Origin of the sequence: Lysobacter soli, from assembly GCF_003382285.1 — a bacterium.
Classification (GTDB): Bacteria; Pseudomonadota; Gammaproteobacteria; order Xanthomonadales; family Xanthomonadaceae; genus Lysobacter_J; species Lysobacter_J soli.
The window spans coordinates 148757-170899 of sequence record NZ_QTJR01000003.1 but is presented as its reverse complement, the minus strand read 5'-3'; the positions used below and the strand labels follow the sequence as shown (position 1 = coordinate 170899).

The following is a 22143-nucleotide window of genomic DNA, read 5'->3' as shown; positions in this document are numbered from 1 at the left end:
GGTTCCCTCGATGGGAGTGGCTGGGGTCCGGTCACCTTCGCGCCCGGCTCTAGAGCTTTCACACCAAGCCCGCGCGGGAGTTCAGACCCACTCGCGCGAAGGAAGCGTGATCCGCCGCTGCGGGCGTCCCACCAGATCGAGAAACCGGTTGAACACCTCGTCCGCACGCGACTGCATGCCGGCGATGTGCTCGCGCGTGTGCCGGCGGATCGTCTCGACGTCGGCGCGTGCCGGATCGAGTCCGCCCAGTTCCGCCAGTTCCTCGCGATAGGCGGGATTGCGCAGCCAGCGCTCGATCAGCGCCTCGTCCATCTCCAGGTGGAACTGGAAGCCGTAGGCGTTCTCGCCGTAACGGAAGGCCTGCTGCTCGCAGCCGGCGGTGCTCGCCAGGTGCGTCGCCTCGCTCGGCACCTCGAAGCTGTAACGGTGCCACTGGAACACGGGAGACGTGTCGCCGAGCGGCGACAGAACGGCATCTTCGCGACCGGCCGGCGTGGTGTGCAGCGGATACCAGCCAATTTCCGGCGCCTCATGCCGCCGCACCGGCGCGCCCAGCACGTGCGCCAGCAGCTGCGCGCCCAGGCAGATGCCGAGCACGGGCTTGCCCTGTTCGAGCATGTGTTCGATGGCGCGCAGTTCGGTCTTCAGGTGCGGACGCCGCGCCTGGTCCTCGACATTCATCGGACCACCCAGCACGACCAGCCCGCGATAACGGTCCACGTTCGGTTCGAAATCCGGCTGCCGTTCGAAATTGGCGAAACGGATGCGATGGCCGCGCCGGCGGATAAGGCGATCGAGCGTGCCGAGCGGTTCGGCGGCGACGTGCTGGAAAACGAGCAGGCGGGACATGGCGGAACGAACCGCGGAAGGGCGTTCGACTATGCCAAATCCGGGCGCGTCACGCGCGCGGCGCCATCGCGATCAGCGCGATGGCCACCAGCGCCAGCACGATCGCCAGCCGGTTCCAGCGGCTGGTCTTCTCGCCGAAACCGAACACGCCGACGAGCGTACCCAGCACGACCACGCCGATGTTCATCGCCGCGAACACGACCGAGGGGCTGTCCGGCAGCGCCTGGTGCGCGCGTACGTAGAAGACGATGTTGCCGAAGTTCAGAACGCCGAGCAGCAGGCCGCCGCCGAGGTTGCGCCAGGCCAGCCGCGTGCGGCCGCGAAGGTGGCGCACGAGCTGCGCACCGAGCATCAGCACGAAGGCGATGGCGAAGGCCGCCTGCAACGCGGCCATCGACGGCGTGCCCGCGAGCGCGATGCGCTTGAGCATCACGTCCACCAGCGCGAAGCCGACCCAGACGGTGACCAGCAGCAGCCAGCTGCGGCGTTCGCTGCCGGTGGGCGGGGATTCCGGTCGCATGACGATGCCCGCGACGGCGACGAGGCCGAGTGCGAGGCCGAGCAGGCGCATGCCGTCCGCACGTTCGCCGAACAGCGTAAAGGCCGCCGCAAGCGACAAGAGCAGCGACAGGCGCTGCGCCACGTCGGTGCGCACGATGCCGGCCGAGCGCACCGACGCACCGAGCACGAGGAAGAGCGAGGGCAGCACGACGGCAAGTCCGAGGAGCGCGGCCCATGGCGTGTCGGGATGCGCGAGGCTGTCCAGCGGCGGCCGCAACAGCCACGCGCACAGCGCGCCGGCGGCGAGGTAATTCCACGTCACGAGCTGGCCGACATCGAGCCGCGCCCGCGGCGCGAGCTTGAGCAGCACCGAGACCAGGACGCTGCACAGGGCGCTGAGGAGGATCAGGTGCATCGGGGGCGGAATCGTCGGGACGGCGGCGGGGGCGGTGATGATGCCACTGCCTGATGCCGTCATCCCGGCGGAAGCCGGGACCCAGGCCGGGTGCTCGTCCGATGCGGCTCGTCGTTCCAGCGAACGCTGGAATCCATGTTGATGCTTGCGAAAACCGCGAACGAACGGCGCAGCGGCAGGCAGCGGCAAAAAGAACAGCAGCGCGGTCTTTCACTGCAACGACAACGCGCTCTTGTCCCTTCGTTGCCCCTCACCTTAACCCCTCTCCTAGGGAGAGGGGCTAAAGCGCCGCTATCCCGAAAGCGGCGCGCCGCCAGCACGCTTCAGCGCGGCTTCGGCCGGAACCCGCCCGGCTTGCGCGGGCCGGCGCCCTGCGGACGCGGGCCGCGCGGCGGACGGCGGTCGTCGTCGAAACCGCCGCGCTCGTGGCGGCCGTGCGGGCGCTGGCCGCCGTGGCCGCCTTCGCCCGGTCGGCTGATGCGCAACTGCTGGCCAGCGACACGCACGCGCTTGAGGTGGTCCATGACCTCGCGCGGCATGCCTTCGGGCAGGTCGATCAGGCTGTGGTCGTCGCGGATGTCGATGCGGCCGATGTAGCGGCTTTCGAGTTCGGCCTCGTTGGCGATGGCGCCGACGATGTTGCCCGGCTTCACCCCATGCTGGTGGCCGACCTCGATGCGGAAGGTTTCCATGCCGACTTCCGGTGCGCGCGCCTCGCGCGGCTCGCGGTGTTCGCGCGGCTCGCGGTGCTCGTGGCGCGGCGCCGGTGCTTCGTCGTCGAACATCGATTCGGCGGCATTGAACGACGCGCGCTCGTTCTGCGGGCGTTCGCTTCGCGATTCGAACTGCGGACGCTCGATAGCAGGACGCTCGTAGCGTTCGGTCGGCGCGTACGGCGTTTCGGTGCGCTGCGGGCGTTCAGAACGATCGCCGCGCTCGTGACGCGATTCGTGGCGCGGCTCACGCGGTGCTCGCGGTCCGCTGTCGCGTTCGAAGCGCGAGTCCCGATCGCGACCGCGCGAATCGCGGCCCTGTTCGCGCGGACCACGCTGCTCGAAACCTACCTGCGCGTGCGGGCGCAGCTTCTCGGCGGTGACGTCCAGCAGCAGCGGCATGTCGCCCTGCAGCAGCTTCGCCAGCGCCGCGGCGATCTCCACCGCCGGCACGTTCTGCTCGCGCTCGTAGCGTTCGACCAGGTCGCGGAACTGCGCCAGGTCGTCGCTGTCCAGCGCGCCGGTGATGCGGCCGAGGAAGCGGTTCACGCGCTGCTCGTTCACCGTTTCGATGGTCGGCAGCGCCATCGGCTCGATCGGCTGGCGCGTGGCGCGCTCGATCGCGCGCAGCATGCCGCGCTCGCGCGGCGTCACGAACAGGATCGCCTCGCCCTTGCGGCCCGCGCGGCCGGTGCGGCCGATGCGGTGCACGTAGCTTTCGGTGTCGTAGGGAATGTCGAAGTTCAGCACGTGGCTGATGCGTTCCACGTCCAGGCCGCGCGCCGCCACGTCGGTGGCGACGAGCACGTCGATCTTGCCGTCCTTGAGGTTCTGGATGGTCTTCTCGCGCTGCGCCTGCTGCACGTCGCCGTTGATCGCGGCGGCGGCGATGCCGCGCGCCGCGAGCTTGTCGGCCAGCTCTTCGGTGGCCTGCTTGGTGCGCGCGAAGACGATCATCGCGTCGAACGGTTCGGCTTCCAGGATGCGGGTGATCGCGTCCAGCTTGTGCACGCCGCTCACCGCCCAGTAGCGCTGGCGGATGTTGGCGGCCGTGGTGGTCTTCGCCTTGATGGAGATCTCGACCGGGTCCTTCAGGTAGGTCTGCGCGATGCGGCGGATCGGCGGCGGCATCGTCGCGGAGAACAGCGCGACCTGGCGCGTCTCCGGCGTCTTCTTCAGCACGGCCTCGACGTCGTCGATGAAGCCCATGCGCAGCATTTCGTCGGCTTCGTCCAGCACCAGGCAGCGCAGTTCGGACAGGTCTAGCGAGCCGCGTTCCAGGTGGTCGATCACGCGGCCGGGCGTACCGACCACGACCTGCACGCCGCGCTTGAGCGCCTGCAACTGCGGGTAATAGCTCTGGCCGCCGTAGATCGGCAGCACGTGGAAGCCGGGCAGGTGGTGGGCGTACTTCTGGAATGCCTCGGCGACCTGGATCGCCAGTTCGCGCGTCGGCGCCAGGACCAGCGCCTGCGGCTTCTGCCGGCCGGGCTGGATCTGCGCCAGGATCGGCAGCGCGAACGCGGCGGTCTTGCCGGTGCCTGTCTGCGCCTGGCCGAGCACGTCGCGGCCTTCCAGCAGCGGCGGGATGGTGGCGGCCTGGATGGGCGAGGGGGATTCGTAGCCGACGTCCGAAAGTGCCTTGAGCAGGGGCTCGGGCAGGGCAAGATCGGTGAACTTCAGGGACGGGGCATCATTCGAGCTGGGCTCGGCGCTCATGGGGGAGACTCGGCAGCGCCGGCGAACGCCGGTCGGGAAGACTGAACAGTGTAACCGAGGGGCGTCGTGGGGCTGTGTAATGAACTGGGGCGCGGCGCCCGGGAAAAGACCGTGGTTTAGCCCCTCTCCCGCCGGGAGAGGGGTTGGGGTGAGGGTCGGGACGTGCGGTGCGCTCGCACTCGCTGTGCTGTCGCCGTTGCGTGGGCTTGGAGCAACATCAAGATCAACAGCTTCCGCTCGCAAGCGAGCGGGTCACTTTTGTCCTGGCAAAAGTAACCAAAACCGTTCGCTCCTGACGCGAGCCGCCGCTGCGCGTCGGTGCCCTGCGCTCCTCGCCGGAAAAGGGACGTCGCCCGAACTCGCTACGCTGCGCTCCGCTCAGACAGCGGGCGACTCTTTGCCCTTTTCCGACTCCGGTGCTCGGCTCGCTTTAAGTCGCTGGAAAGTCAAAGGCGAACAGCGACAGCGAACAGCGACAGCGAACAGCGACAGCGAACAGCAACGGCGATGGCAAAGCTGTTGTAGCCCGGGTAAGCGCAGCGCACCCGGGATATGCGCCTGCTCGTCCTGCAACGCTTGGCCAACCGGCTACGGTGATCCGGGAGCGCGACTGTCTCAGCCCTCACCCCAGCCACTCTTCCGCAGCGGAAGAGGGGCTTCGAGATCAGAGCGCCGACGCCGCGGCGCCGACGCGCACATCCTTCTCCACCCGCCCATCCTTCATCACGAATTCCACCCTCTTGAGCACGGTCACGTCCGTCAGCGGGTCGTCGCTCACGGCGATGAGGTCGGCGCGCTTGCCTGCCTCCAGCGAACCGACCTGATCGGCCAGGCCCAGCAGGTCGGCGGCGTTTACGGTGGCGGCCTGGATCGCGGTGGCGGGCGTCATGCCGTGCGCGACCATCAACTCGAATTCGTCGGCGTTGCGCCCGTGCAGGCTGACGCCGGCGTCGGTGCCGAAGGCGATCTTCACGCCCGCCGGCACCGCGCGCTCCAGCGCCTTGCCCGTGATGCCGATGCGCCACTGGATCTTCTCCAGCACCTCGCCGGTGTACGCGTCGGGATTCTTCGCCAGCCGCTCCTTGTAGCCGTTCACCGTCGACAGCGTTGGCACGTAGTACGCGCCGGTCTGGCGGAGCAGCTTGATGTCCGCATCGTCCATCAGCGTGCCGTGTTCGATCGAATCGGCGCCGGCGCGCAGCGCGAGGGCGATGCCGTCGGCGCCGTGCGCGTGGACGGCGACCTTCTTGCGGTACAGGTGCGCGGTTTCGACGATGGCCTTCGCCTCATCGTCGAACATCTGCTGGCCCAGGCCCGCGCCGATGCGACTGTTGACGCCGCCGGTGGTGGCGATCTTGATGACGTCCGCGCCGCGCGCGACCTGGCGTCGCACTGCCTTGCGGCATTCCTCGGCACCGTCGCAGGTGTTGCCGTGCACATCGAGCGCGGCGTGCAGTTCGTCGCGGAAGCCGAGCGTCGGATCCATGTGGCCGGCGGTGGCGGAGATCGCCATGCCCGCGTCGACGATGCGCGGCCCCGGCAGCTTGCCCGCGGCGACTGCATCACGCAGCGCGAGCGTCACGCCGTCCTCGTCGCCGAGGTTGCGCACGGTGGTGAAGCCCGCCTGCAACGTCTTGCGCGCATTCACCGCGGCCTCGTAGGCGTGGTCGGCGACGCCCTTCGAAATGCCTTCCAGCTGGCCTTCCACGCCCGCCTTGTCGGACGTCAGGTGTACGTGGCTGTCGATCAGGCCCGGCAGGACGAACCGGTCGCGCAGGTCGATGACGATCGCGCCGGTGGCATTCGGGAACGCGGATGCATCGACGAAGCCATCGCGCACAGCATCGATGCGGCCGTTGCAGACCAGTAGCGTGCTCGCGCCGCGTGCCGCATGGCCGGGGCGATCCAGCAACCGCCCGGCCTGCAAGAGGCTGCACGACGGCTTGCCTGACGGCGCCTGGGCACTGGCGGGCGTGGCGATCGCCAGCAGCATCGCGGCGGCGAGGGCCGGGCCGATATGGCGGACGGCGTGGTTGGTGCGTTGGCGCGACATCATCCGTTCGATTCCCCAGAGCGACGGTGGACGGCCAGCATACGCGGACGTCCGCCCGCCCGACTGCGACCCGCGTCGATGTGCCGCGGCTGTCCCTTCGCCGCCTGCGGCGGGTTCACCGCTTGTAGCCACCGCGCCCGGCACCATCTGTAAAGCGGTCCCTGCCGCGTGCGCACGCTTCATGCTGAATCCGCATTTCGACAATCTCTTCGTCCGCGATCTCCCCGGCGACCCCGACACCGCGCCCGGCGTGCGGCAGGTGCACGGCGCCGCGTATTCGCGCGTGGAGCCCACGCCAGTTCCGCAGCCGCGGCTGCTCGCGCATTCAGCGGAGATGGCGCGCCGGCTCGGCTTCAGCGAGGCCGACGTCGCCTCCGACGAGTTCGCGCGCGTGTTCGGTGGAAATTCGCTGTTGCCCGGTATGCAGCCGTTCGCGGCGAACTACGGCGGCCATCAGTTCGGCCAGTGGGCAGGCCAGCTCGGCGACGGTCGCGCGATTTCGCTGGGCGAGATGATCAACGCCGAGGGCGAACGCTGGGAATTGCAGCTCAAGGGCGCCGGTCCGACGCCGTATTCGCGCAGCGCCGACGGCCGCGCAGTCCTGCGTTCGTCGATCCGCGAATTCCTGTGCAGCGAGGCGATGCACCACCTCGGCGTGCCGACCACGCGCGCGCTGAGCCTCGTGGGCACGGGCGAATGGATCGAACGCGACATGTTCTACGACGGCCATCCGCAGCTGGAACCCGGGGCGGTGGTGTGCCGCGTCGCGCCGTCGTTCATCCGTTTTGGGAATTTCGAACTGCCGGCGTCGCGCAACGACACCGAACTGCTGCGCCAGCTGGCCGACTTCTGCATCCGTCGCGATTTCCCGGATCTGCGCGGCCTCGGGCGCGGGCAGGCGGCGTATGCCGAATGGTTCGCGCAGGTGTGCGAGCGCACCGCCGTGCTGATGGCGCACTGGATCCGCGTCGGCTTCGTGCATGGCGTGATGAACACCGACAACATGTCGATCCTCGGCCTGACCATCGACTACGGCCCGTACGGCTGGGTCGACAACTTCGATCCGGGCTGGACGCCGAACACCACCGATCGCTACCAGCGCCGATACCGTTTCGGCCAGCAACCGCAGGTCGCGTACTGGAACCTCGGGCGGCTGGCCGGCTCGCTGTCGCTGCTGTTCGACGACACCGAACCGCTGCAGGCCGGCCTGCGCCGCTTCGTCTCCACCTACCTGGACGCCGATCGCGAGAACACCGCGCGCAAGCTCGGCCTGGCCGACTACCGCGAGGACGACACCGCCCTGATGCAGCAGTTGCAGGACCTGCTGACCGAAGGCGAGATCGACATGACGCTGTTCTTCCGCGGCCTGGCCGACCTCGACGTGCAGGCGCCGGACCTCGGCCCGATGGAAGACGCGTTCTACGACCCGGCGCGCCGTGAAGCGGTCGAGCCGGCGTTGCGCGAATGGCTGGCGCGTTACGTCGCACGGCTCTCGCAGCAGGACCTGCCGGACGCGCAGCGCCGCGAGCGCATGAAGGCCGCCAACCCGCGCTACGTGCTGCGCAACTACCTCGCGCAGCAGGCGATCGACCGTGCGGCTGAAGGCGACATCGGTGGCGTCACGGAGCTGCTGGAGGTCATGCGCCGCCCCTACGACGACCAGCCCGGCCGCGAGGCCTACGCGCGCCGCCGCCCCGACTGGGCGCGAGAACGCGCGGGCTGTTCGATGCTGTCTTGCAGTTCCTGACGCCGCCTACACATCGGCCGCGCATCATGCCGCCGCGGGGAACATCGCGGAGGGTGCGGCCATGGGCAACGCAACGATCGTCCGTTTCCATCGCACGCTGGTGGCGTGCGTCCTGCTTGGCCTGACGTCCGCCGCCGCGGCGCAGGTGCAGGGCCGCACGGTCGGCACGCTGCAGCGGCACGATCCGGCGCAGCATCGGATCGTGCTCAGCCAGGACGCGCGCACGGGCAGCGAGCTGGGGCAGGGCGCGCCGATCAACCTGTACTACGACGAGGCGAAGGCCGAGCGCGATCGCGCCACGCGGCCGAAACTGCAGCCGGGCGACCGCGTGATGCTGGACACGGTGAAGACCGGCAACCGCGTCGAAGCGACATCAGTGACACGCCTGCCCGACACGACGCCGGGCCAAGGCTGGGGTCAGTACCTGCACGGCACCGTCGCCGAGTTCGTCCCGCGCACGAACGTGCTGATGGTCGACCAGAGCGAGACGCGCATCCGCAACCGCATCGGAATCGATGCCAACACGCAGGTGTTCGCGCTGGACGGCACGCCGATGCGGCTCGAGCAGCTCAAACCCGGCGATGAGATCGACATGGCCTTCCGCCTCGTTGGCCGCGTGCGCACGGCCTCGAAGATCGTGCTGCTCAAACCCGCGGGCGGCTGAGCGCTACGGCCAGCGGTCGAGGATCGACGGCTCGGCGCCGACGCGCCGGCACGCACGCGGACCGACGCCGTCGTTCAATGCCGCGCGGAAGATCGGCGAAATAGTGCGCAGCGTGCGCGATGCGACCGCGGCTCGGGCGCGTTCGAAGCGCGTCGGCGCGAGCATGTCGACCGCCCAATCCGGCAGCAGCGCGGCGCCGGCGCCGAGGAACAGGTCGCGCGACAGTCCGGCCATCGGCACGGGCAGACGGATGCGCGCGAGCACGCGCAGCACTTCACGCGAGCGTTCGTCCAGTCGAAGCTCGCCCTGCATGCGGGCGAAGAACGCGGCGACTTCGGCCTCCGTGCCGGGCACGTCGCGCGCGCCCAGCGCTTCGGCGACGCGACGCACTTCGCCGTAGTACGCATCTGTCGCGCCGATGGGCAGCGTCATCGGCGAATAACGGCGGAATCCTTCGAGGAAACCGAAGCTTTCGGTCACATGTACCCACGTCAGCAACGCCGGATCGTCGGCGCGATACAAGCGACCGTCCGGCAGCGTGCCGCGCACCTGCTCGTGGATTCCCGCCACGCGGTCGATGAGTTTCTGCGCTTCCGGGCGCGAGGCGTACGTGGTGCCGGCGACGAAATTGGTCGTGCGCCGCAGCCGGCCGACGAGATCGGTGCGGAAGTTGGAGTGGTCCCACACGCCGGCCAGCGCCAGCGGATGCATCGTCTGCAGCATCAGCGCGCACAGGCCGCCGGCGAGCATGCCGGGGAAGTCGGAATGCACGCGCCAGGTCACGCTGTCGGGACCGAACAGGCCGGGATCGCCGGCCGGATGGTCGTAATCGATGCCGCTCTGCCCGCGCGGGAAGGCGGACAGCACCCAGTGGCGGATGCGTTCGGCGGCGAGGGCGTGCGGGGAGGGCATGGCGGGGATGATCCCATCCCGTCGGTTCTCAAGCGCCATAGCCGCTCTCCCGCGCGCGGGAGAGGGGTTGGGGTGAGGGGTAACGGAGTGGGTGCGTCGAAACATCACGCAGCGGGGGCACTGCGGGTTTGAGTGAAGGCAGCCTGGGTCCCCGCTTCCGCGGGGATGACGGGATGAGCCGGTAGAATCCCCCCATGCCCCTGATCACCCTGAACAACGTCGATTACGGCGTCGGCGGCCCCTTGCTGCTTTCCGACGTCGTCCTCTCCATCGAACCCGGCGAGCGCATCGCGCTCATCGGGCGCAACGGCGCCGGCAAATCCACGCTGATGAAGCTCATCGCCGGCGACATCCACGCCGACGACGGCGAGGTCCGCCGCGAAGGCGGCGTCCGCATCGCGCGCCTGGAACAGGAAGTGCCGCCCGGCGCCGAGGGCGACGTCTGGGACGTGGTCGCCGGTGGGCTGGGCGAGCTCGGCAGCTGGCTCGCTCAGTTCCACCACCTGAGCCACGCCGAGCACGTCGACACCGACGCGCTGGCGAAGGTCCAGCAGAAGATCGAGGACGCCAACGGCTGGTCGCTCGACCAGCGCGTGACCGAGACCCTGCAGCGCCTGGAACTGGACGGCGACGCCGTGTTCGCGCGCCTGTCCGGCGGCATGAAGCGTCGCGTGCTGCTCGCCCGCGCGCTGGTGTCCTCGCCCGACGTCCTGCTGCTGGACGAGCCGACCAACCACCTGGACATCGAGGCCATCGACTGGCTCGAAGGTTTCCTCAAGGCCTGGCAGGGCGCGCTGGTGTTCGTCACCCACGATCGCCGCTTCCTGCGTTCGCTCGCCACGCGCATCGTCGAGATCGACCGCGGCCAGGTCACCAGCTGGCCCGGCGACTGGGACAACTACCTGCGCCGCCGCGAGGAGCGCCTGAACGCCGAAGCGCAGGAAAACGCGCGCTTCGACAAGATGCTGGCGCAGGAGGAAGTGTGGATCCGGCAGGGCATCAAGGCCCGCCGCACGCGCGACGAAGGCCGCGTCACGCGCCTGAAGCAGATGCGCGTGGAGCGCTCGCAGCGGCGCGAGCTGCAGGGCAACGTCAAGATGGACTTCGCGCAGAGCGAATCGTCGGGAAAGAAGGTCGTCGAAGCCAAGGACGTCAACTTTGCCTTCGGCGATCGTGAACTCATCCGCGATCTGTCCACCACGATCTTCCGCGGCGATCGCATCGGCCTCATCGGCCCCAACGGCAGCGGCAAGACCACGCTGCTGAAGCTGCTGCTGGGCGAACTGAAGCCGCAGACGGGCGAGGTGAAGCTGGGCAGCAACCTGCAGATCGCGTATTTCGACCAGTACCGCGCGACGCTGCGCGAGGACTGGAACGCGCTGGAAAACGTCGCCGAGGGCCGCGAGTTCGTCGAGGTGGGCGGCAAGTCCAAGCACGTCATCGGCTACCTGCAGGATTTCCTGTTCACGCCCGAACGCGCCCGCGCACCGATCACGCGTTTGTCCGGCGGCGAGCGCAACCGCCTGCTGCTGGCGAAGCTGTTCGCGCAGCCGTCCAACCTGCTGGTGATGGACGAACCGACCAACGACCTCGACGTCGAGACGCTCGAACTGCTGGAAGAACTGCTCGGCGACTATCCGGGCACGCTGCTGCTGGTCAGCCACGATCGCGATTTCCTCGACAACGTCGTGACCTCGACGCTGGTGATGGAAGGGGATGGCCGCGTCGGCGAATACGTCGGCGGCTACACCGACTGGCTGCGTCAACGGCCGGTGAAGTCGGTTCCGGCGGCGAGTGCGAAGGCCGCACCCACGGCGACGGCTGTTGCGGCAGCCACGCCCGCGCCGGCCGCGCCGAAGAAGAAGCTCAGCTACAAGGACGCGCGCGAACTGGAGCAGCTGCCGGTGCGCATCGAGCAACTCGAAACGAAGGTCGCCGAACTCACCGCGCAGATGAACGAGCCTTCGTTCTATCAGCGGGACGCCGCCGGCATCGCCGCCCACACCGACCTGATGGCGAAGACGCAGGCGGAGCTGGATGCGGCGTATGAGCGGTGGAATGAGCTGGAGGGGTGACAAAGCTCGCCCTCACCCCAACCCCTCTCCCGCAGGCGGGAGAGGGGCTAGCAGTGCGACTGCCGGGAATAAATGAACGCACCCGGAGAATCGCCCTTCTCCCGCGCGCGGGAGAAGGTGCCGGCAGGCGGATGAGGGCGCTCAGCCGATAAGCCGCCACGCCCGTCTCACCCCGCGAGACGCCCTCACCGCACACTCGCGCGATGCCGCGCGCCACCGCCCTCACCGACGATCTCTTCGCTGCCGCCCCGGCCAGCAACGCCCCGCGCACGCTCATCGAAGACGCCCAGGGCGGCATCCGCTACTGGCCGGCGTTTCTTCCGGATGAGCTCGCCGCGCGCTGGTTCGACGAGCTGAAAACCACGGTCGCGTGGGAAGCGCAGCGTCGCCCGATGTACGACCGCATCGTCGACGTGCCGCGCCTGATCGCGTCCTACCGTTTCGAGGACGACGGCATTCCCGCACCGCTGATCGACGGCGTCGAGCGCGTTCGCGCGCATCTGGACGAACCTTTCAACGCGGTCGGCCTCAACTACTACCGCGACGGCAACGACAGCGTCGCCCCGCACGGCGACAAGCTGCACATGCTGCGCGAAGGCCATCCCATCGCGCTCGTCTCGCTCGGCTCGCCACGGCGCATGACCATCCGCGACCTCGCCACGCGCAAGGCGCTGCACATCGACCTGGAACCCGGCAGCCTGCTGGTGATGAGCCACGCCAGCCAGCTCACGCACGAACACGGCGTGCCGAAGACCAAGGCGCCCGTGGGGCCGCGCATCAGCCTCGCGTATCGCGTGCGACCGCCGCGCACGGCGCGCGGCTGAAGTTCACTCCAGCCGCACCTTCAGGTCGCGCCCGGCCGTGGCGAAGTTGCCGCTGTAATCCTGCGCGGTGATGCGCAGCACGTAGTCGCCGGTGGGGAATTCGTCCGGTTGCCACTGGCCGTTCGCCAGCACGCCGTCGCGCACGGTGTTGGTCACCAGGTACTGGAATCGCGTGATCGCGCTGCCGTGCACGGTGATGCCGCTCGACGGCCCGTAGGCGATCTTCACCGCGTCCGGATCGGCCGGCATGCGGTTGAATTCGATCGTCATGCGCGGCTGCTCGTAGCTCGGCAGCGGCGCGCCGGTCGTGTCCAGCCACTGATAACCCAACGCGTGCAGTCCGAGCCGGCGCCGCGGCAGGTTGCGATCCACCTGGTCCCACGCATCCACCGCGATCTGCACGCCGGGCGTCGCGCGCGAGAGCACCAGGCGTCCATCGCGACGCGCAGTCAGCGGCTGGTCCTGCGCGTCGAGCAGTTCGATGCGGTCGATGCGCGGCGCGTAATGGTCGGCGTAGTTCACGAAGCCCAGCGCCACCGCGTTGCGTTCGTAGCCACTGGCGCCGACGCTCAGGTGCACGTGCGCCATGCCGTTGATCGTGCCGAGCGCGTCGCCCGCGGCAAAGCGCGTGCCGCGACGCACGCGGACGCGTTCGGGCTTGCCGTCGTCGCCGGGGACGATGAGGAAGCGCGAGGCATCCAGCGGCTCGCCGCGCGGCGTGCGGCCCACGCGCATGTGGATGTAGCCGAGCGTGTCGATCCCCAACCCTTCGCCGAGTTCGCCGAAGCCCCACGCGGCATACGGGCTGCTGACCTTTCCGTCGGCGATGGCGAGCACCTGCTGTCCGACGTCGCCGCGAATGTCGAGCCCGCCATGCAGGTGGTCGCGGTTCTCGCGCTGGTAGTTGCCGCGCACTTCGCCAAGCGTGCCGACGACTTCGTGCCAGCCGTCCTGCGGCGCCAGCGGCCAGCGCCCGCCGGTGGCGGGCAGTGGCGCGTCGGGCGAAGGGCCGACGATCTGCGGCGTGCCCGCATCGCGCGCCGCATCCAGGGGACGGACGCGATGCACGCGATAGGCGCCGGTGTCCGCGACCAGCAACGTGCCGTCTTCGGCGACCACCAGCCCCGACGCGCGCGACAAGCGCTGCGCCTGCGTCTGCCCGGTGATCTGGTGCGCGCTGCCGTCGCGCGCGAACTGCACCAGCCCGCGGTACATCTCGCCGACGTAGAGCACGCCGTCGTGCGCGATCGCCAGGCTAAGTGGGCGATGCACCGGCGGATGTTCGTCGCCCGGCATCGCGCGGGCGAGGGTGGTGACCTCCCCGGTCGGCGTGATTCGGCGGATCGCGTTGTTGCGAAGATCCGCCACGTAGACGCGGTTCATCGCGTCGACCGCGACCGCGGTGGGCGTGTCGAACCGCGCCAGCGTGCCGACGCCGTCCGCGTCGCCCGGCCGCTCGCCGCCGGCCAGCGTCGAGACGCTGCCATCGGGCGCGATCACGCGGATGCGGTCGTTGTAGGTGTCGGCGACATACACGCGACCGTCCGCGCCGACGGCGACGCCGGTCGGACCGTCGAAACGCGCCTGCGCGCCGGGGCCATCCGCGAAGCCCGGCGTGCCGTTGCCGGCGATCGTGCTCACCGCGCCTTGCGGCGTGATTTTCCGGATCGCGTGATTGCCGGTATCGGCGACATAGAGATTGCCGTCCCGATCGAAGGCGAGTCCTGACGGGGTGTCGAACGCCGCAGCGGCACCGACGCCGTCGGCGAAGCCTTCCACCGAGCCGGCGACCGTCGAAACGGTGCCGTCGCGCGCGATGCGGCGTATGCGGTTGTTGTCGCCCGCGTCGCTGACGAACACCGCGCCGTCCTTCGCGACCGCAACGCCGTACGGATCGGCGAAGCGCGCCTGCATCGCCGCGCCGTCGCGCAGGCCGGGGATGCCGTCGCCTGCGATCAGGTCGATGTGGCCGGCCCAGCCGATGGTTGTCGGCGCCGGACCGAGCACGGCCTGAGCGATGGGTGGGCGACGTTCGAACATCCCGGTTGCGGCGAGCGCCGCCGCGGTCGCGACCAGCACCACCACCAGCCATCCGTTGCGTGACATGCGTTTCCTCGTCGTGCGTGACCTTCGATTATTGCCCGCGCCGCGCGCCCGGCGCACCCTTGCACGCGGCGGTCGGCGCGCGCCTAATCGCGCTGGTTTTCGATGACGGGAGCGTGCGATGCGTTGGATTCTCGGAGCAGGCGCGCTGGCGCTTGCGTTGACGTGCAACACGGCCGCGGCCGCGGTGAAGGACGCCACGGCCGGCGGCTTCACCATCGAGAACAGCGAAACCTTGCCGGTCGATGCCGACGCGGCGTGGAAGGCGCTGGTGCAGGACGTCGACCGCTGGTGGCCGAAGGACCACAGCTGGTGGGGCAACGAATCGAAGCTGTCGATCGACGCGCGTGCCGGCGGCTGTTTCTGCGAACTCGCCGGCGCACGGCAGGCGCAGCACATGGCGGTGGTGTTCGTCGATCCCGGCAGGACGCTGCGCATGACCGGCGGCCTGGGTCCGCTGCAGGGCATGGGGCTCGGTGGCGCGCTGGAATTCCGCCTCGCGCCCGCCGACGGCGGTGGCACGCGCATCACGATGTTCTATCGCGCCGGCGGGTACACGCCCGACGACCTGTCGAAGTTCGCACCCGTCGTCGACAAGGTGCAGGCGCAGCAGCTGCGCGGACTGGCGGACTTCCTCCGCAAGTCGGCGAAGCAGGGCGGCTAGCGGATGGCACAGCTGGGACTGGGATTCGACGATGCACCGACGGGCGAGCTGCACCGCCTGTTCTTCGCGCTATGGCCCGACGACGCGCTGCGTCCGCGCATCGCCGCGACCGCGGCGTCCGTCGTGTCGGAACATGCGCCGGGCGGGCGTCCGCTGAAACCCGACCGCTACCACGTGACGCTGCAGTTCCTCGGCGATTTCTGCCCGCTGCCGTCGTCGCTGGTCGAAGACGCGAAAGCCGCGGCCGCCGCCGTGCGTTCGCCGGTGTTCGAGCTGTCGCTCGATGAAGTCGGCAGCTTCCGCGGCGCGAACGTCTGGTGGCTCGGTTCGAAGCACTTGCCCGACGGCTTGCGCGCGCTGTTCGACGCGCTCGGCCGGTCGCTGGCACAGCATCGCGTCCCGGTGAAATCGTCCGCGAGCTTCGTGCCGCACCTCACCGTGCAACGCGACGTGCGACGCTTGATCGCGCCCACGCCGGTGCCGCCGCTGCCCTGGCCCGTGCGCGAGTTCGTGCTGATCGACAGCCAGCCCGGACGCGGCACGCCGTACGAGGTGATCGGGCGATGGCCGCTGGGCTGAGCGCTTCAGTGACGCAGCGCGATCTCCGGCCAGCGATCGATACTGCCGTCCTCGCGCACGACCACGAAGTCGCGCGCGGTGGCGAACAGCACCGGCGTCGGGTGATCCAGCGGCGTGCGCACGAAGGCCAGCCGCCAGCCGCAGCGTTCGCAGGCTTGCAGCATCGTGCGTTGCGGGATGGTCAGCCCGATGCGGCGCTGGACGCGGATGCCGCCGCTGGGCGTCCGCCGTTCGACAGTGGCCATGACGTGTTCCCCCTGTATCGCCGCCCTCATTGATTCCAACGCATGGCGCACGGCGGGCCGGACGCCCGCAACGCCCTTCAGGAGCCCCGCATGCCGACCGTCGATCCGCGCGTCGATGCCTACATCGAAAAGTCCGCCGACTTCGCCCGGCCGCTGCTCGCGAACATCCGCGAAGGTGTGCATGCCGCGTGCCCAGAAGCGGAGGAAACGCTGAAGTGGGGCATGCCCAGCTTCACCTGGCGCGGGAAGATCCTGTGCGGGATGGCGGCGTTCAAACAGCACGTGACGCTGTGGTTCTGGGAAGGCCGCGCGATCATGGGCGACGACGCCAACCGCGAGGCCATGGGCCAGTTCGGCCGCATCGCGAAGAAGTCCGAACTGCCCGGAAAGCGCGAGCTCGCCGGCTACGTGAAGCAGGCGATGGCGCGGATCGAAAACGGTGCGACGGCGCCCGCGAAGGAGAAGCCGGCGCCGAAGGCGGCGCTGCCCGTTCCCGAGGACCTTACCGCCGCGCTGCGCCGCAACGCGAAGGCGCGGGCGACGTTCGAGGGCTTCGCGCCTGGCTATCGGCGCGACTACATCGAATGGATCGTCGAGGCGAAGCGCGAAGACACCCGGCAGCGTCGTATTGCGCAGGCGGTGGAATGGCTCGCGGAAGGGAAGACGCGGAACTGGAAGTACATGAAGTAGGCGGGCGAGGGTGGCCCTCGTGCCCGCATCGGCCCCCTGCTTTCAGCGGTGGTCGAGCCCCCGTCGTGGGCTTCGCTTGCCCGCTGCAGGGCCTTTTAAAGCTGTCATCCCCGCGAAGGCGGGGATCCATGTCTCCGCGCCGTCATGGCCTCCGACAGGCGTGACATGTCTGCGAGATGGATTCCCGCCTTCGCGGGAATGACGGCAAAAAAAGCGTTTGGTTGCCGAATCTCCATCCGCCACTGCTCGATCCACCTCTACCGCAACGGCTCCACCACCGCCGCCCACGCCAGCGCCGCATCGTGCTCGTCCGGCTCGAACGCGCGGATTTCGGTGTTCGGGAAAAAACGCCCGGCGAACTCGGAAATCTCGCCCAGCCAGCGCTTGTCGGTCACGATCGCACCGCGCGCGAAGCGGTCGTACTCGCCGAACTTCGCGAAGAAATAGCGCAGGTCCTTCGCCAGCGCCTCGGGCGTCAGACCGGTGAAGCCGGTCATGTCGCAGTAGATGCCGATGCGTTCGTGCAGGCGCAGGCGGCCCTCGATGTCGGCGATGCAGCGGTCGTAGTCGGCGCCGTCCAGCGTGCCGCTCAGGCGATACGCCCCGACATGCGATGGCGAAGGCAGCAGATCGATCATGGCATCGTCCGACGGAACCTCGCGCCAGCGTGCGCGGCGCGGGGTTCAGGACGCGTCAACGCATGCGCGCAGTGGCGTTACTTCGAAAGGAACGCGCCACACCCGGTGTAGGTCTTGCCGCCGGCGTGCAGCTGCGCGGTGACGTCGAACGTCGCACCGGCGTCGTCCTGGCAGGGTTTGCGCTCGGTGATGAGTTCGACCTGCGTGCCGTTGGCGCTCTTGCCGGTCCAGCCGTCGCCCTTCGCGCGCGGCTGCACGCTGGCGATGTCGAGCTTGCGCGAGCCGAAATCCAGCTGCGCGTGCAGCGAAGGCGCGTCGCCCCGGCCGATCTCGACCAGCCATCCCGGCTCGTTGCCCACCGCGCGGAAGGCGACGCCACGCGAGCGCGCGTCGTCCCACGGCGAGGCGACGTTCGTTCGCGTGCATTCGAGCTTCTCGCCGTCGAGCGTCAGCGTGCCGCTGTCGCCCTTCGTCCAGAACTCGTTGCCGGCGTAGTCGGCATAGCGTGCACCGGATCCCGATACCGCCAGCGGCAGCGAACGGCTGCGGCCGCTGTACGACAGCGTCACGGTGTTGGCGACGTTGTCGAACACCGCGCCCACGCGCAGGTCGCCGCACTGCCAGTTCGTCGGCGGCGGCGATGTGGCCGTCGACGGCGCGTCTGCGGCCGGCGCGGCGACATGCACCATCGCGATCTCCACCGGTTTGTTCGCCGCTGGGTCCACCGGCACGCGCGTGACGCTCGCGAACAGCGGGGCGCCGTCGGGCCCGGCGAGCGTGGCGTGCAGGCCGTACTGGCCGTTGGTGCGCAGCTTCGCCGGATCGAAGGGCAGGGTGAAGGCGATGGGCGGGCCGCCGACGTCCTTCACCATGGCGTCGGCGATGACGGCGTTGGGCGTGTCGGCCAGCAGGTTGTCGAGCAGCTGCACGCGCAGCGTCGAACCCGGCGGCGGCAGGATGCGCTCGCGGTAGGTTGCCGTGCCGGTGACGGCGTGGGCCCCCTGCGTCATGGAAGGCGCCGGGGCTGTGGTGTTGCCCTGGGGCTGGCACCCGGCGACGAGTGCCGCCACCGTCAGGAGGAGCGGCGCGGCGCGAAGGGAAGTCCTCGACACGGTCATGGCACGTCCTCCTTCAGGTGGCGCGAGCGTAGCGGGGCGTTTGTTGGAACCGCGTCAGCGCGGCGCCCGGTCGATGCGGACCACCGGGTAGCGGCGATACTGGTCATCCCACGACGAATGCCGGCGCGCGAAGAACTCCAGCCGCTGCTGCGGACTGTCGGCAAACGCCTTGTCCTCTTCGAGGCGCTGTTCGAAGGCGGCCTTCACCTTCGGATCCTTCAGCATCTCGCGCGCCACATCCTCGGCGACGTAATCCTCCATGTATTCCTTTCGCTCGAAGTAGTTGTTGAACTCGCCCCACGCGACCAGCGCGTCCGGCGCCTGCGGTTCCAGCAGCGCCATCACCAGGCGCGCCTTCGGCTGGGCGATCGGCACGAACAGCGCGCCGGCGCCGATGGTGCGCTTTTCCGGCGTCCACTTGCCTTCCAGCGTCGCGCGCTGGTGGCCTTCGACCGACTGCGCGGCGAACGTCGCCGTGTCGGCACGGAACGCCTGCACGGCGTATTTCGACAAGGGCGCGTCGAGGCGGCGATACGTCACGCCGTGCTGGTCGAGCTTCGCGCCGACCCACGCCGCGTGCGCGGCCGGGACGATATACCCCGCCTTCGGCGCATCGACGACATGCGCCGGCACCAGTTCGTCGCGCATCGGCACCTGCCAGACCTGCGGTTTGCTTTCGTCGTAACGCGTCATCAGCGCACCGGAGACCTCCGACGGCGTACGCGTGTATTCGTAGCCGCGGAAGTCGATTGTGCGCACCGTGTCGGTCGCCTTGTAGTCCAGCGCCACGGGCTTGCCGCCCAGCAGCTGCGCGCGCACGTCGGCGGCCAGCGCCTGCACGCGCCATTGAGCGCCGTTCTGCGCGATGAGGTCCAGCAGCGAGAGGATCGTGTCGTGCGTGACCTTCACCCGGTGCGGGTAGTCGCGCCAGGAATGCGTTTCGACCAGCATGCCAAGCCGGTTGCGCAGCTGGAAATAGCCGTGCGAGAAGCGCGGCGTGGCGACGCCGTCCTCGAAACCGGACGACGGATCGTCGTTCACCACGAACGAGGGATAGAACGGCAGCGGCAGCGAACCCTGCTCGGCGAGGTACGCGATCACGCCATCGCGCAATGCGGTGCCGGCCTTGCGCAGCGTTTCGTCGCCGCCATGCACCGGCTCGACCTGGATGGAGACGTCGTGCTCGAACTTCGCGCCGTCGGTGACGTGCAGGTCGATGTAGGCCAGCGGGTCCCACGCGTTGACCAGGGCCAGCATCGCCTGCATTTCCGGCGTGTCGGCCTTCACGTAGTCGCGGTTGAGGTTGTAGTTCTGCGCGGTGGTGCGCCAGCCCATTTCCTCCGGGCCGCGCTGGTTCGGGCGGTTCCACGCGGCGAAACGCTCGTGGCCGTCCACGTTGAACACCGGCACGAACAGCAGCACCTGCTTTTCCAGCGCGCCGACCGCGACTTCGCCATCGAGCGCCTGCCGCAGCGCGAGGAAGCCCGCGTCCTTCCCGTCGATTTCGCCGGCGTGGATGCCGCCCTGGATCAGCGTCACCGGCAGGTTCTGCGCCTTAGCCGCTTCCGGCGTCAACGCACCGACCTTCGACACGACGAGCACCTTCATCGGGCGGCCTTCCGGCGTGGTGCCGAAGTCCTGGCAGCGCACGGCCTCGGGATAACGCGCGGCGAAGGCGTCGCATAGCGCGATCACCTCGTCGTAGCGGCCAGTCTTCGTGAAGCCGCTGCGCTCGGAAATGGTCGTCAGCGCGGCGTCGAGCGGCGCGGCGACGGCGGGCAGGGCGGTGAGCAGGGCGGCGATCAGCAGCGTGCGGGTCATCGTGCGGCGTTCCGGCGGAAAGTCCCGAATGGTAGCGGACCCCGCCCGCGGGGCCGCCCTGTCGCCGGTCACGTTGCTGCCAGCGCCTGTCAGCAGTGAGGTGCCGGGGCCGGGGCGCGACCTCAGACGAAGTTCGCCGCCAGCCGGTTGTGCACGTCCGTCGCGGCGATCGCCGCGTGCCCGGTCGCCACGGAAATCTGGTTCAGCGCGCTCACCACGTCGCCGATGGCGTAGAGCCCGTCCACCGACGTCATCTGCCGGGCGTTGACGATCAATGCGCCGTCTTCGTCGCACGTCGCACCCGCACCAACCGCCAGCGACGAACGCGAGATGAGGCCCATCATCGGGTACATCACGTCGAACGCGCGCGGCGCTCCGTCCAGGTCGAACACGCAACGCTCCCCGTCGAAGACGAGCGATGCCGGCACTGTCGTCAGTTCGATGCCGTCTTTGACGAGTTGCTCGCGCGTTGCGTCTTCGATCTCCGGCGTCGACGGCACGAGCGTCACGTTCGCCGAATACGTGCGCAGGAAGCGCGCATGCGACGCGGCCTTGTCGGCGGGCCCGTGCACGGCGATGGTCGTGTCGATGGCCTCGAACGCGTCGCAGATCGGGCACATGCGCACCGCGCCGCATTCGACGGCCTTCTCGATGCCGTCGAGCGCCGGCGTCACGTCCTCGCAGCCGGTGGCGAGGATGACGTGGCGGGCCCGCAATTCCTTATCGCCGTGACGGATGCGGAAGCCGTCGCCGTCCACGTGCAGCGCCGTCACTTCGTCGGGAATGGTCTCCACACCGAACTTGCTGGCCTGCTCGCGCATGCGCTGCAGCAGTTCCTCGCCGCCGACGCCGTGCGGGAAGCCCGGGCAGTTGCGGCTCTTCGGGATCCAGCCGGCGCGGGTGCAGCCGGTATCGAAGATGCGGACGCTGCGGCGGTAACGCGCCAGGTACGTCGCCGCCGTCAGCCCGCCGGGGCCGCCGCCGACGACAATGCAGTCCAGGACCTCGCTCATGTGGTTCTCCGTTTCTTCGACGAGGAGTTCGTCGTCGGCGCCTCGTCGAGCATCGACTGCAACCGCAGTGCATCCGTGGCGGCATGCCCGTGCGCCGTGTTGTCGAAGATCACCCAGCGCATGCCGCGATGGCCGTTCACTCCATCGGTCAGCGTACGCAGGGCTGCATCGTCGTACGCGCTGTAATACACGCGCGGGCTGCCATGCCAGCGCCAGTAGCGCATGCGTGCGTCGCCGCCGGGATCGCGCGAGGCGCCATCGGGCACCGGCGGATCCGCCGCGACGCGGGCGATGCCGTGCCGCTGCCAGAGTTCCTCCGCGCGCGGCGTGAACCACGATGCGTGCCGTGCCTCGCACGCGATGCCGACGTCGAAGCGGCGGCGCAGCATCGCGAAAAAGGTCGTCGCCGTCCGCGCTTCGAACGGCAGGCTGGGCGGAAGCTGCACGAGCAGCACGGCGAACTTGCGACCGAGCCCGTCGACTTCGCCGGCGAAACGGTCGAGTTCGCGCGCGATGCCGCGCAGCCGTGCGTCGTGCGTGATCGTGCGCGGCAGCTTCACGCTGAAGCGGAAACGCGCGGGCACGCTGGCGGCCCAGCGCACGTACGTGTCGCGCCGGTGCGGACGGTGGAAGGAGGAGTTGATCTCCGTCGCGTTGAAGCGCGTGGCGTAGCGCGCCAGCATCGATTCACCCTCGCCGAACAGCGATCGGGTGGCCGACGGCAGCGACCATCCGGCGCAGCCGATGTAGAGGTTGCTTCGGGAAACCGGAGGCATGGAGATCCATCGCGATGCACATGC

General features: G+C 69.2%; 19 protein-coding genes. 7 read left to right on the top strand and 12 right to left on the bottom strand.

Annotated elements, in window-relative coordinates; all coding sequences use genetic code 11:
* Positions 1-81: 81 nt before the first annotated feature.
* The 4 genes from DX912_RS06320 to DX912_RS06305 all read right to left on the bottom strand — a co-directional run bounded on the left by DX912_RS06320 (position 82) and on the right by DX912_RS06305 (position 6250).
* On the bottom strand, positions 82-849 hold the full coding sequence (locus tag DX912_RS06320; RefSeq protein ID WP_115841640.1) for a type 1 glutamine amidotransferase: 768 nt from the start codon (positions 847-849) through the stop codon (positions 82-84).
* Positions 850-898: 49 nt separating this feature from the next.
* Positions 899-1765, bottom strand: a complete 867-nt coding sequence (locus DX912_RS06315; protein WP_115841639.1) for an EamA family transporter — start codon at positions 1763-1765, stop codon at positions 899-901.
* Between the two features lie 323 nt (positions 1766-2088).
* Complete coding sequence (locus DX912_RS06310; RefSeq protein ID WP_115841638.1) at positions 2089-4197, bottom strand: DEAD/DEAH box helicase; 2109 nt, start codon at positions 4195-4197, stop codon at positions 2089-2091.
* A 664-nt stretch (positions 4198-4861) separates the two neighbouring features.
* Complete coding sequence (locus DX912_RS06305) at positions 4862-6250, bottom strand: metal-dependent hydrolase family protein (protein WP_115841815.1); 1389 nt, start codon at positions 6248-6250, stop codon at positions 4862-4864.
* A 181-nt stretch (positions 6251-6431) separates the two neighbouring features.
* On the opposite strand from DX912_RS06305, the gene DX912_RS06300 reads away from it, so the two are divergent.
* Both DX912_RS06300 and DX912_RS06295 read left to right on the top strand, forming a co-directional pair.
* A complete protein-coding gene (locus tag DX912_RS06300) occupies positions 6432-7997 on the top strand; it encodes a protein adenylyltransferase SelO (protein ID WP_115841637.1) in 1566 nt (521 codons plus the stop codon).
* 61 nt (positions 7998-8058) lie between these two features.
* On the top strand, positions 8059-8661 hold the full coding sequence (locus DX912_RS06295) for a hypothetical protein (protein ID WP_115841636.1): 603 nt from the start codon (positions 8059-8061) through the stop codon (positions 8659-8661).
* A 3-nt stretch (positions 8662-8664) separates the two neighbouring features.
* Here the strand turns inward: DX912_RS06295 and DX912_RS06290 are convergent, their stop codons facing one another.
* A complete protein-coding gene (locus DX912_RS06290) occupies positions 8665-9612 on the bottom strand; it encodes an oxygenase MpaB family protein (protein WP_115841635.1) in 948 nt (315 codons plus the stop codon).
* A 155-nt stretch (positions 9613-9767) separates the two neighbouring features.
* On the opposite strand from DX912_RS06290, the gene DX912_RS06285 reads away from it, so the two are divergent.
* Positions 9768-11648, top strand: coding sequence for an ATP-binding cassette domain-containing protein (locus DX912_RS06285; RefSeq protein ID WP_115841634.1), 1881 nt, complete (start codon positions 9768-9770; stop codon positions 11646-11648).
* Positions 11649-11851: 203 nt separating this feature from the next.
* On the top strand, positions 11852-12472 hold the full coding sequence (locus DX912_RS06280; RefSeq protein ID WP_115841633.1) for an alpha-ketoglutarate-dependent dioxygenase AlkB family protein: 621 nt from the start codon (positions 11852-11854) through the stop codon (positions 12470-12472).
* 3 nt (positions 12473-12475) lie between these two features.
* Here the strand turns inward: DX912_RS06280 and DX912_RS06275 are convergent, their stop codons facing one another.
* Entirely contained in the window at positions 12476-14578 is a 2103-nt protein-coding gene (locus DX912_RS06275) for an NHL repeat-containing protein (RefSeq protein ID WP_115841632.1), read from the bottom strand.
* 118 nt (positions 14579-14696) lie between these two features.
* On the opposite strand from DX912_RS06275, the gene DX912_RS06270 reads away from it, so the two are divergent.
* Together DX912_RS06270 and thpR are read left to right on the top strand one after the other, a co-directional pair.
* Entirely contained in the window at positions 14697-15239 is a 543-nt protein-coding gene (locus DX912_RS06270; protein ID WP_181902734.1) for an SRPBCC family protein, read from the top strand.
* Between the two features lie 3 nt (positions 15240-15242).
* Entirely contained in the window at positions 15243-15818 is a 576-nt protein-coding gene (thpR, locus tag DX912_RS06265; protein WP_115841631.1) for an RNA 2',3'-cyclic phosphodiesterase, read from the top strand.
* A 5-nt stretch (positions 15819-15823) separates the two neighbouring features.
* On the opposite strand, the gene DX912_RS06260 is transcribed toward thpR, so the two are convergent.
* On the bottom strand, positions 15824-16063 hold the full coding sequence (locus DX912_RS06260) for a hypothetical protein (protein WP_115841630.1): 240 nt from the start codon (positions 16061-16063) through the stop codon (positions 15824-15826).
* Positions 16064-16153: 90 nt separating this feature from the next.
* On the opposite strand from DX912_RS06260, the gene DX912_RS06255 reads away from it, so the two are divergent.
* Positions 16154-16753, top strand: coding sequence for a YdeI/OmpD-associated family protein (locus DX912_RS06255; RefSeq protein WP_115841814.1), 600 nt, complete (start codon positions 16154-16156; stop codon positions 16751-16753).
* Positions 16754-17010: 257 nt separating this feature from the next.
* Here the strand turns inward: DX912_RS06255 and DX912_RS06250 are convergent, their stop codons facing one another.
* The 5 genes from DX912_RS06250 to DX912_RS06230 form a co-directional block, all read right to left on the bottom strand.
* Entirely contained in the window at positions 17011-17391 is a 381-nt protein-coding gene (locus DX912_RS06250; protein ID WP_115841629.1) for a SpoIIAA family protein, read from the bottom strand.
* Between the two features lie 77 nt (positions 17392-17468).
* On the bottom strand, positions 17469-18401 hold the full coding sequence (locus DX912_RS06245; RefSeq protein ID WP_181902733.1) for a YbaY family lipoprotein: 933 nt from the start codon (positions 18399-18401) through the stop codon (positions 17469-17471).
* 162 nt (positions 18402-18563) lie between these two features.
* Entirely contained in the window at positions 18564-20330 is a 1767-nt protein-coding gene (locus DX912_RS06240; protein WP_115841627.1) for a M14 family metallopeptidase, read from the bottom strand.
* A 122-nt stretch (positions 20331-20452) separates the two neighbouring features.
* Positions 20453-21343: an NAD(P)/FAD-dependent oxidoreductase gene (locus DX912_RS06235; RefSeq protein ID WP_115841626.1), complete on the bottom strand. Its 891-nt coding sequence runs from the start codon at positions 21341-21343 to the stop codon at positions 20453-20455.
* Positions 21340-22119 (bottom strand): DUF72 domain-containing protein, encoded by a 780-nt coding sequence (locus DX912_RS06230; protein ID WP_233433503.1) that lies wholly within the window; start codon positions 22117-22119, stop codon positions 21340-21342. The genes DX912_RS06235 and DX912_RS06230 overlap by 4 nt, the downstream gene beginning before the upstream one ends.
* Positions 22120-22143 lie beyond the last annotated feature (24 nt).

Coding starts and splice junctions, on each gene's coding strand:
- DX912_RS06280 (WP_115841633.1), top strand. CDS start 11,852: ATGCCGCGCGCCACCGCCCTCACCGACGATCTCTTCGCTGCCGCCCCG.
- DX912_RS06320 (WP_115841640.1), bottom strand. CDS start 849: ATGTCCCGCCTGCTCGTTTTCCAGCACGTCGCCGCCGAACCGCTCGGC.
- DX912_RS06260 (WP_115841630.1), bottom strand. CDS start 16,063: ATGGCCACTGTCGAACGGCGGACGCCCAGCGGCGGCATCCGCGTCCAG.
- DX912_RS06305 (WP_115841815.1), bottom strand. CDS start 6,250: ATGTCGCGCCAACGCACCAACCACGCCGTCCGCCATATCGGCCCGGCC.
- DX912_RS06235 (WP_115841626.1), bottom strand. CDS start 21,343: ATGAGCGAGGTCCTGGACTGCATTGTCGTCGGCGGCGGCCCCGGCGGG.
- thpR (WP_115841631.1), top strand. CDS start 15,243: ATGGCACAGCTGGGACTGGGATTCGACGATGCACCGACGGGCGAGCTG.
- DX912_RS06295 (WP_115841636.1), top strand. CDS start 8,059: ATGGGCAACGCAACGATCGTCCGTTTCCATCGCACGCTGGTGGCGTGC.
- DX912_RS06300 (WP_115841637.1), top strand. CDS start 6,432: ATGCTGAATCCGCATTTCGACAATCTCTTCGTCCGCGATCTCCCCGGC.
- DX912_RS06270 (WP_181902734.1), top strand. CDS start 14,697: ATGCGTTGGATTCTCGGAGCAGGCGCGCTGGCGCTTGCGTTGACGTGC.
- DX912_RS06310 (WP_115841638.1), bottom strand. CDS start 4,197: ATGAGCGCCGAGCCCAGCTCGAATGATGCCCCGTCCCTGAAGTTCACC.
- DX912_RS06255 (WP_115841814.1), top strand. CDS start 16,154: ATGCCGACCGTCGATCCGCGCGTCGATGCCTACATCGAAAAGTCCGCC.
- DX912_RS06290 (WP_115841635.1), bottom strand. CDS start 9,612: ATGGCGCTTGAGAACCGACGGGATGGGATCATCCCCGCCATGCCCTCC.
- DX912_RS06250 (WP_115841629.1), bottom strand. CDS start 17,391: ATGATCGATCTGCTGCCTTCGCCATCGCATGTCGGGGCGTATCGCCTG.
- DX912_RS06240 (WP_115841627.1), bottom strand. CDS start 20,330: ATGACCCGCACGCTGCTGATCGCCGCCCTGCTCACCGCCCTGCCCGCC.
- DX912_RS06275 (WP_115841632.1), bottom strand. CDS start 14,578: ATGTCACGCAACGGATGGCTGGTGGTGGTGCTGGTCGCGACCGCGGCG.
- DX912_RS06315 (WP_115841639.1), bottom strand. CDS start 1,765: ATGCACCTGATCCTCCTCAGCGCCCTGTGCAGCGTCCTGGTCTCGGTG.
- DX912_RS06285 (WP_115841634.1), top strand. CDS start 9,768: ATGCCCCTGATCACCCTGAACAACGTCGATTACGGCGTCGGCGGCCCC.
- DX912_RS06245 (WP_181902733.1), bottom strand. CDS start 18,401: ATGACGCAGGGGGCCCACGCCGTCACCGGCACGGCAACCTACCGCGAG.
- DX912_RS06230 (WP_233433503.1), bottom strand. CDS start 22,119: ATGCCTCCGGTTTCCCGAAGCAACCTCTACATCGGCTGCGCCGGATGG.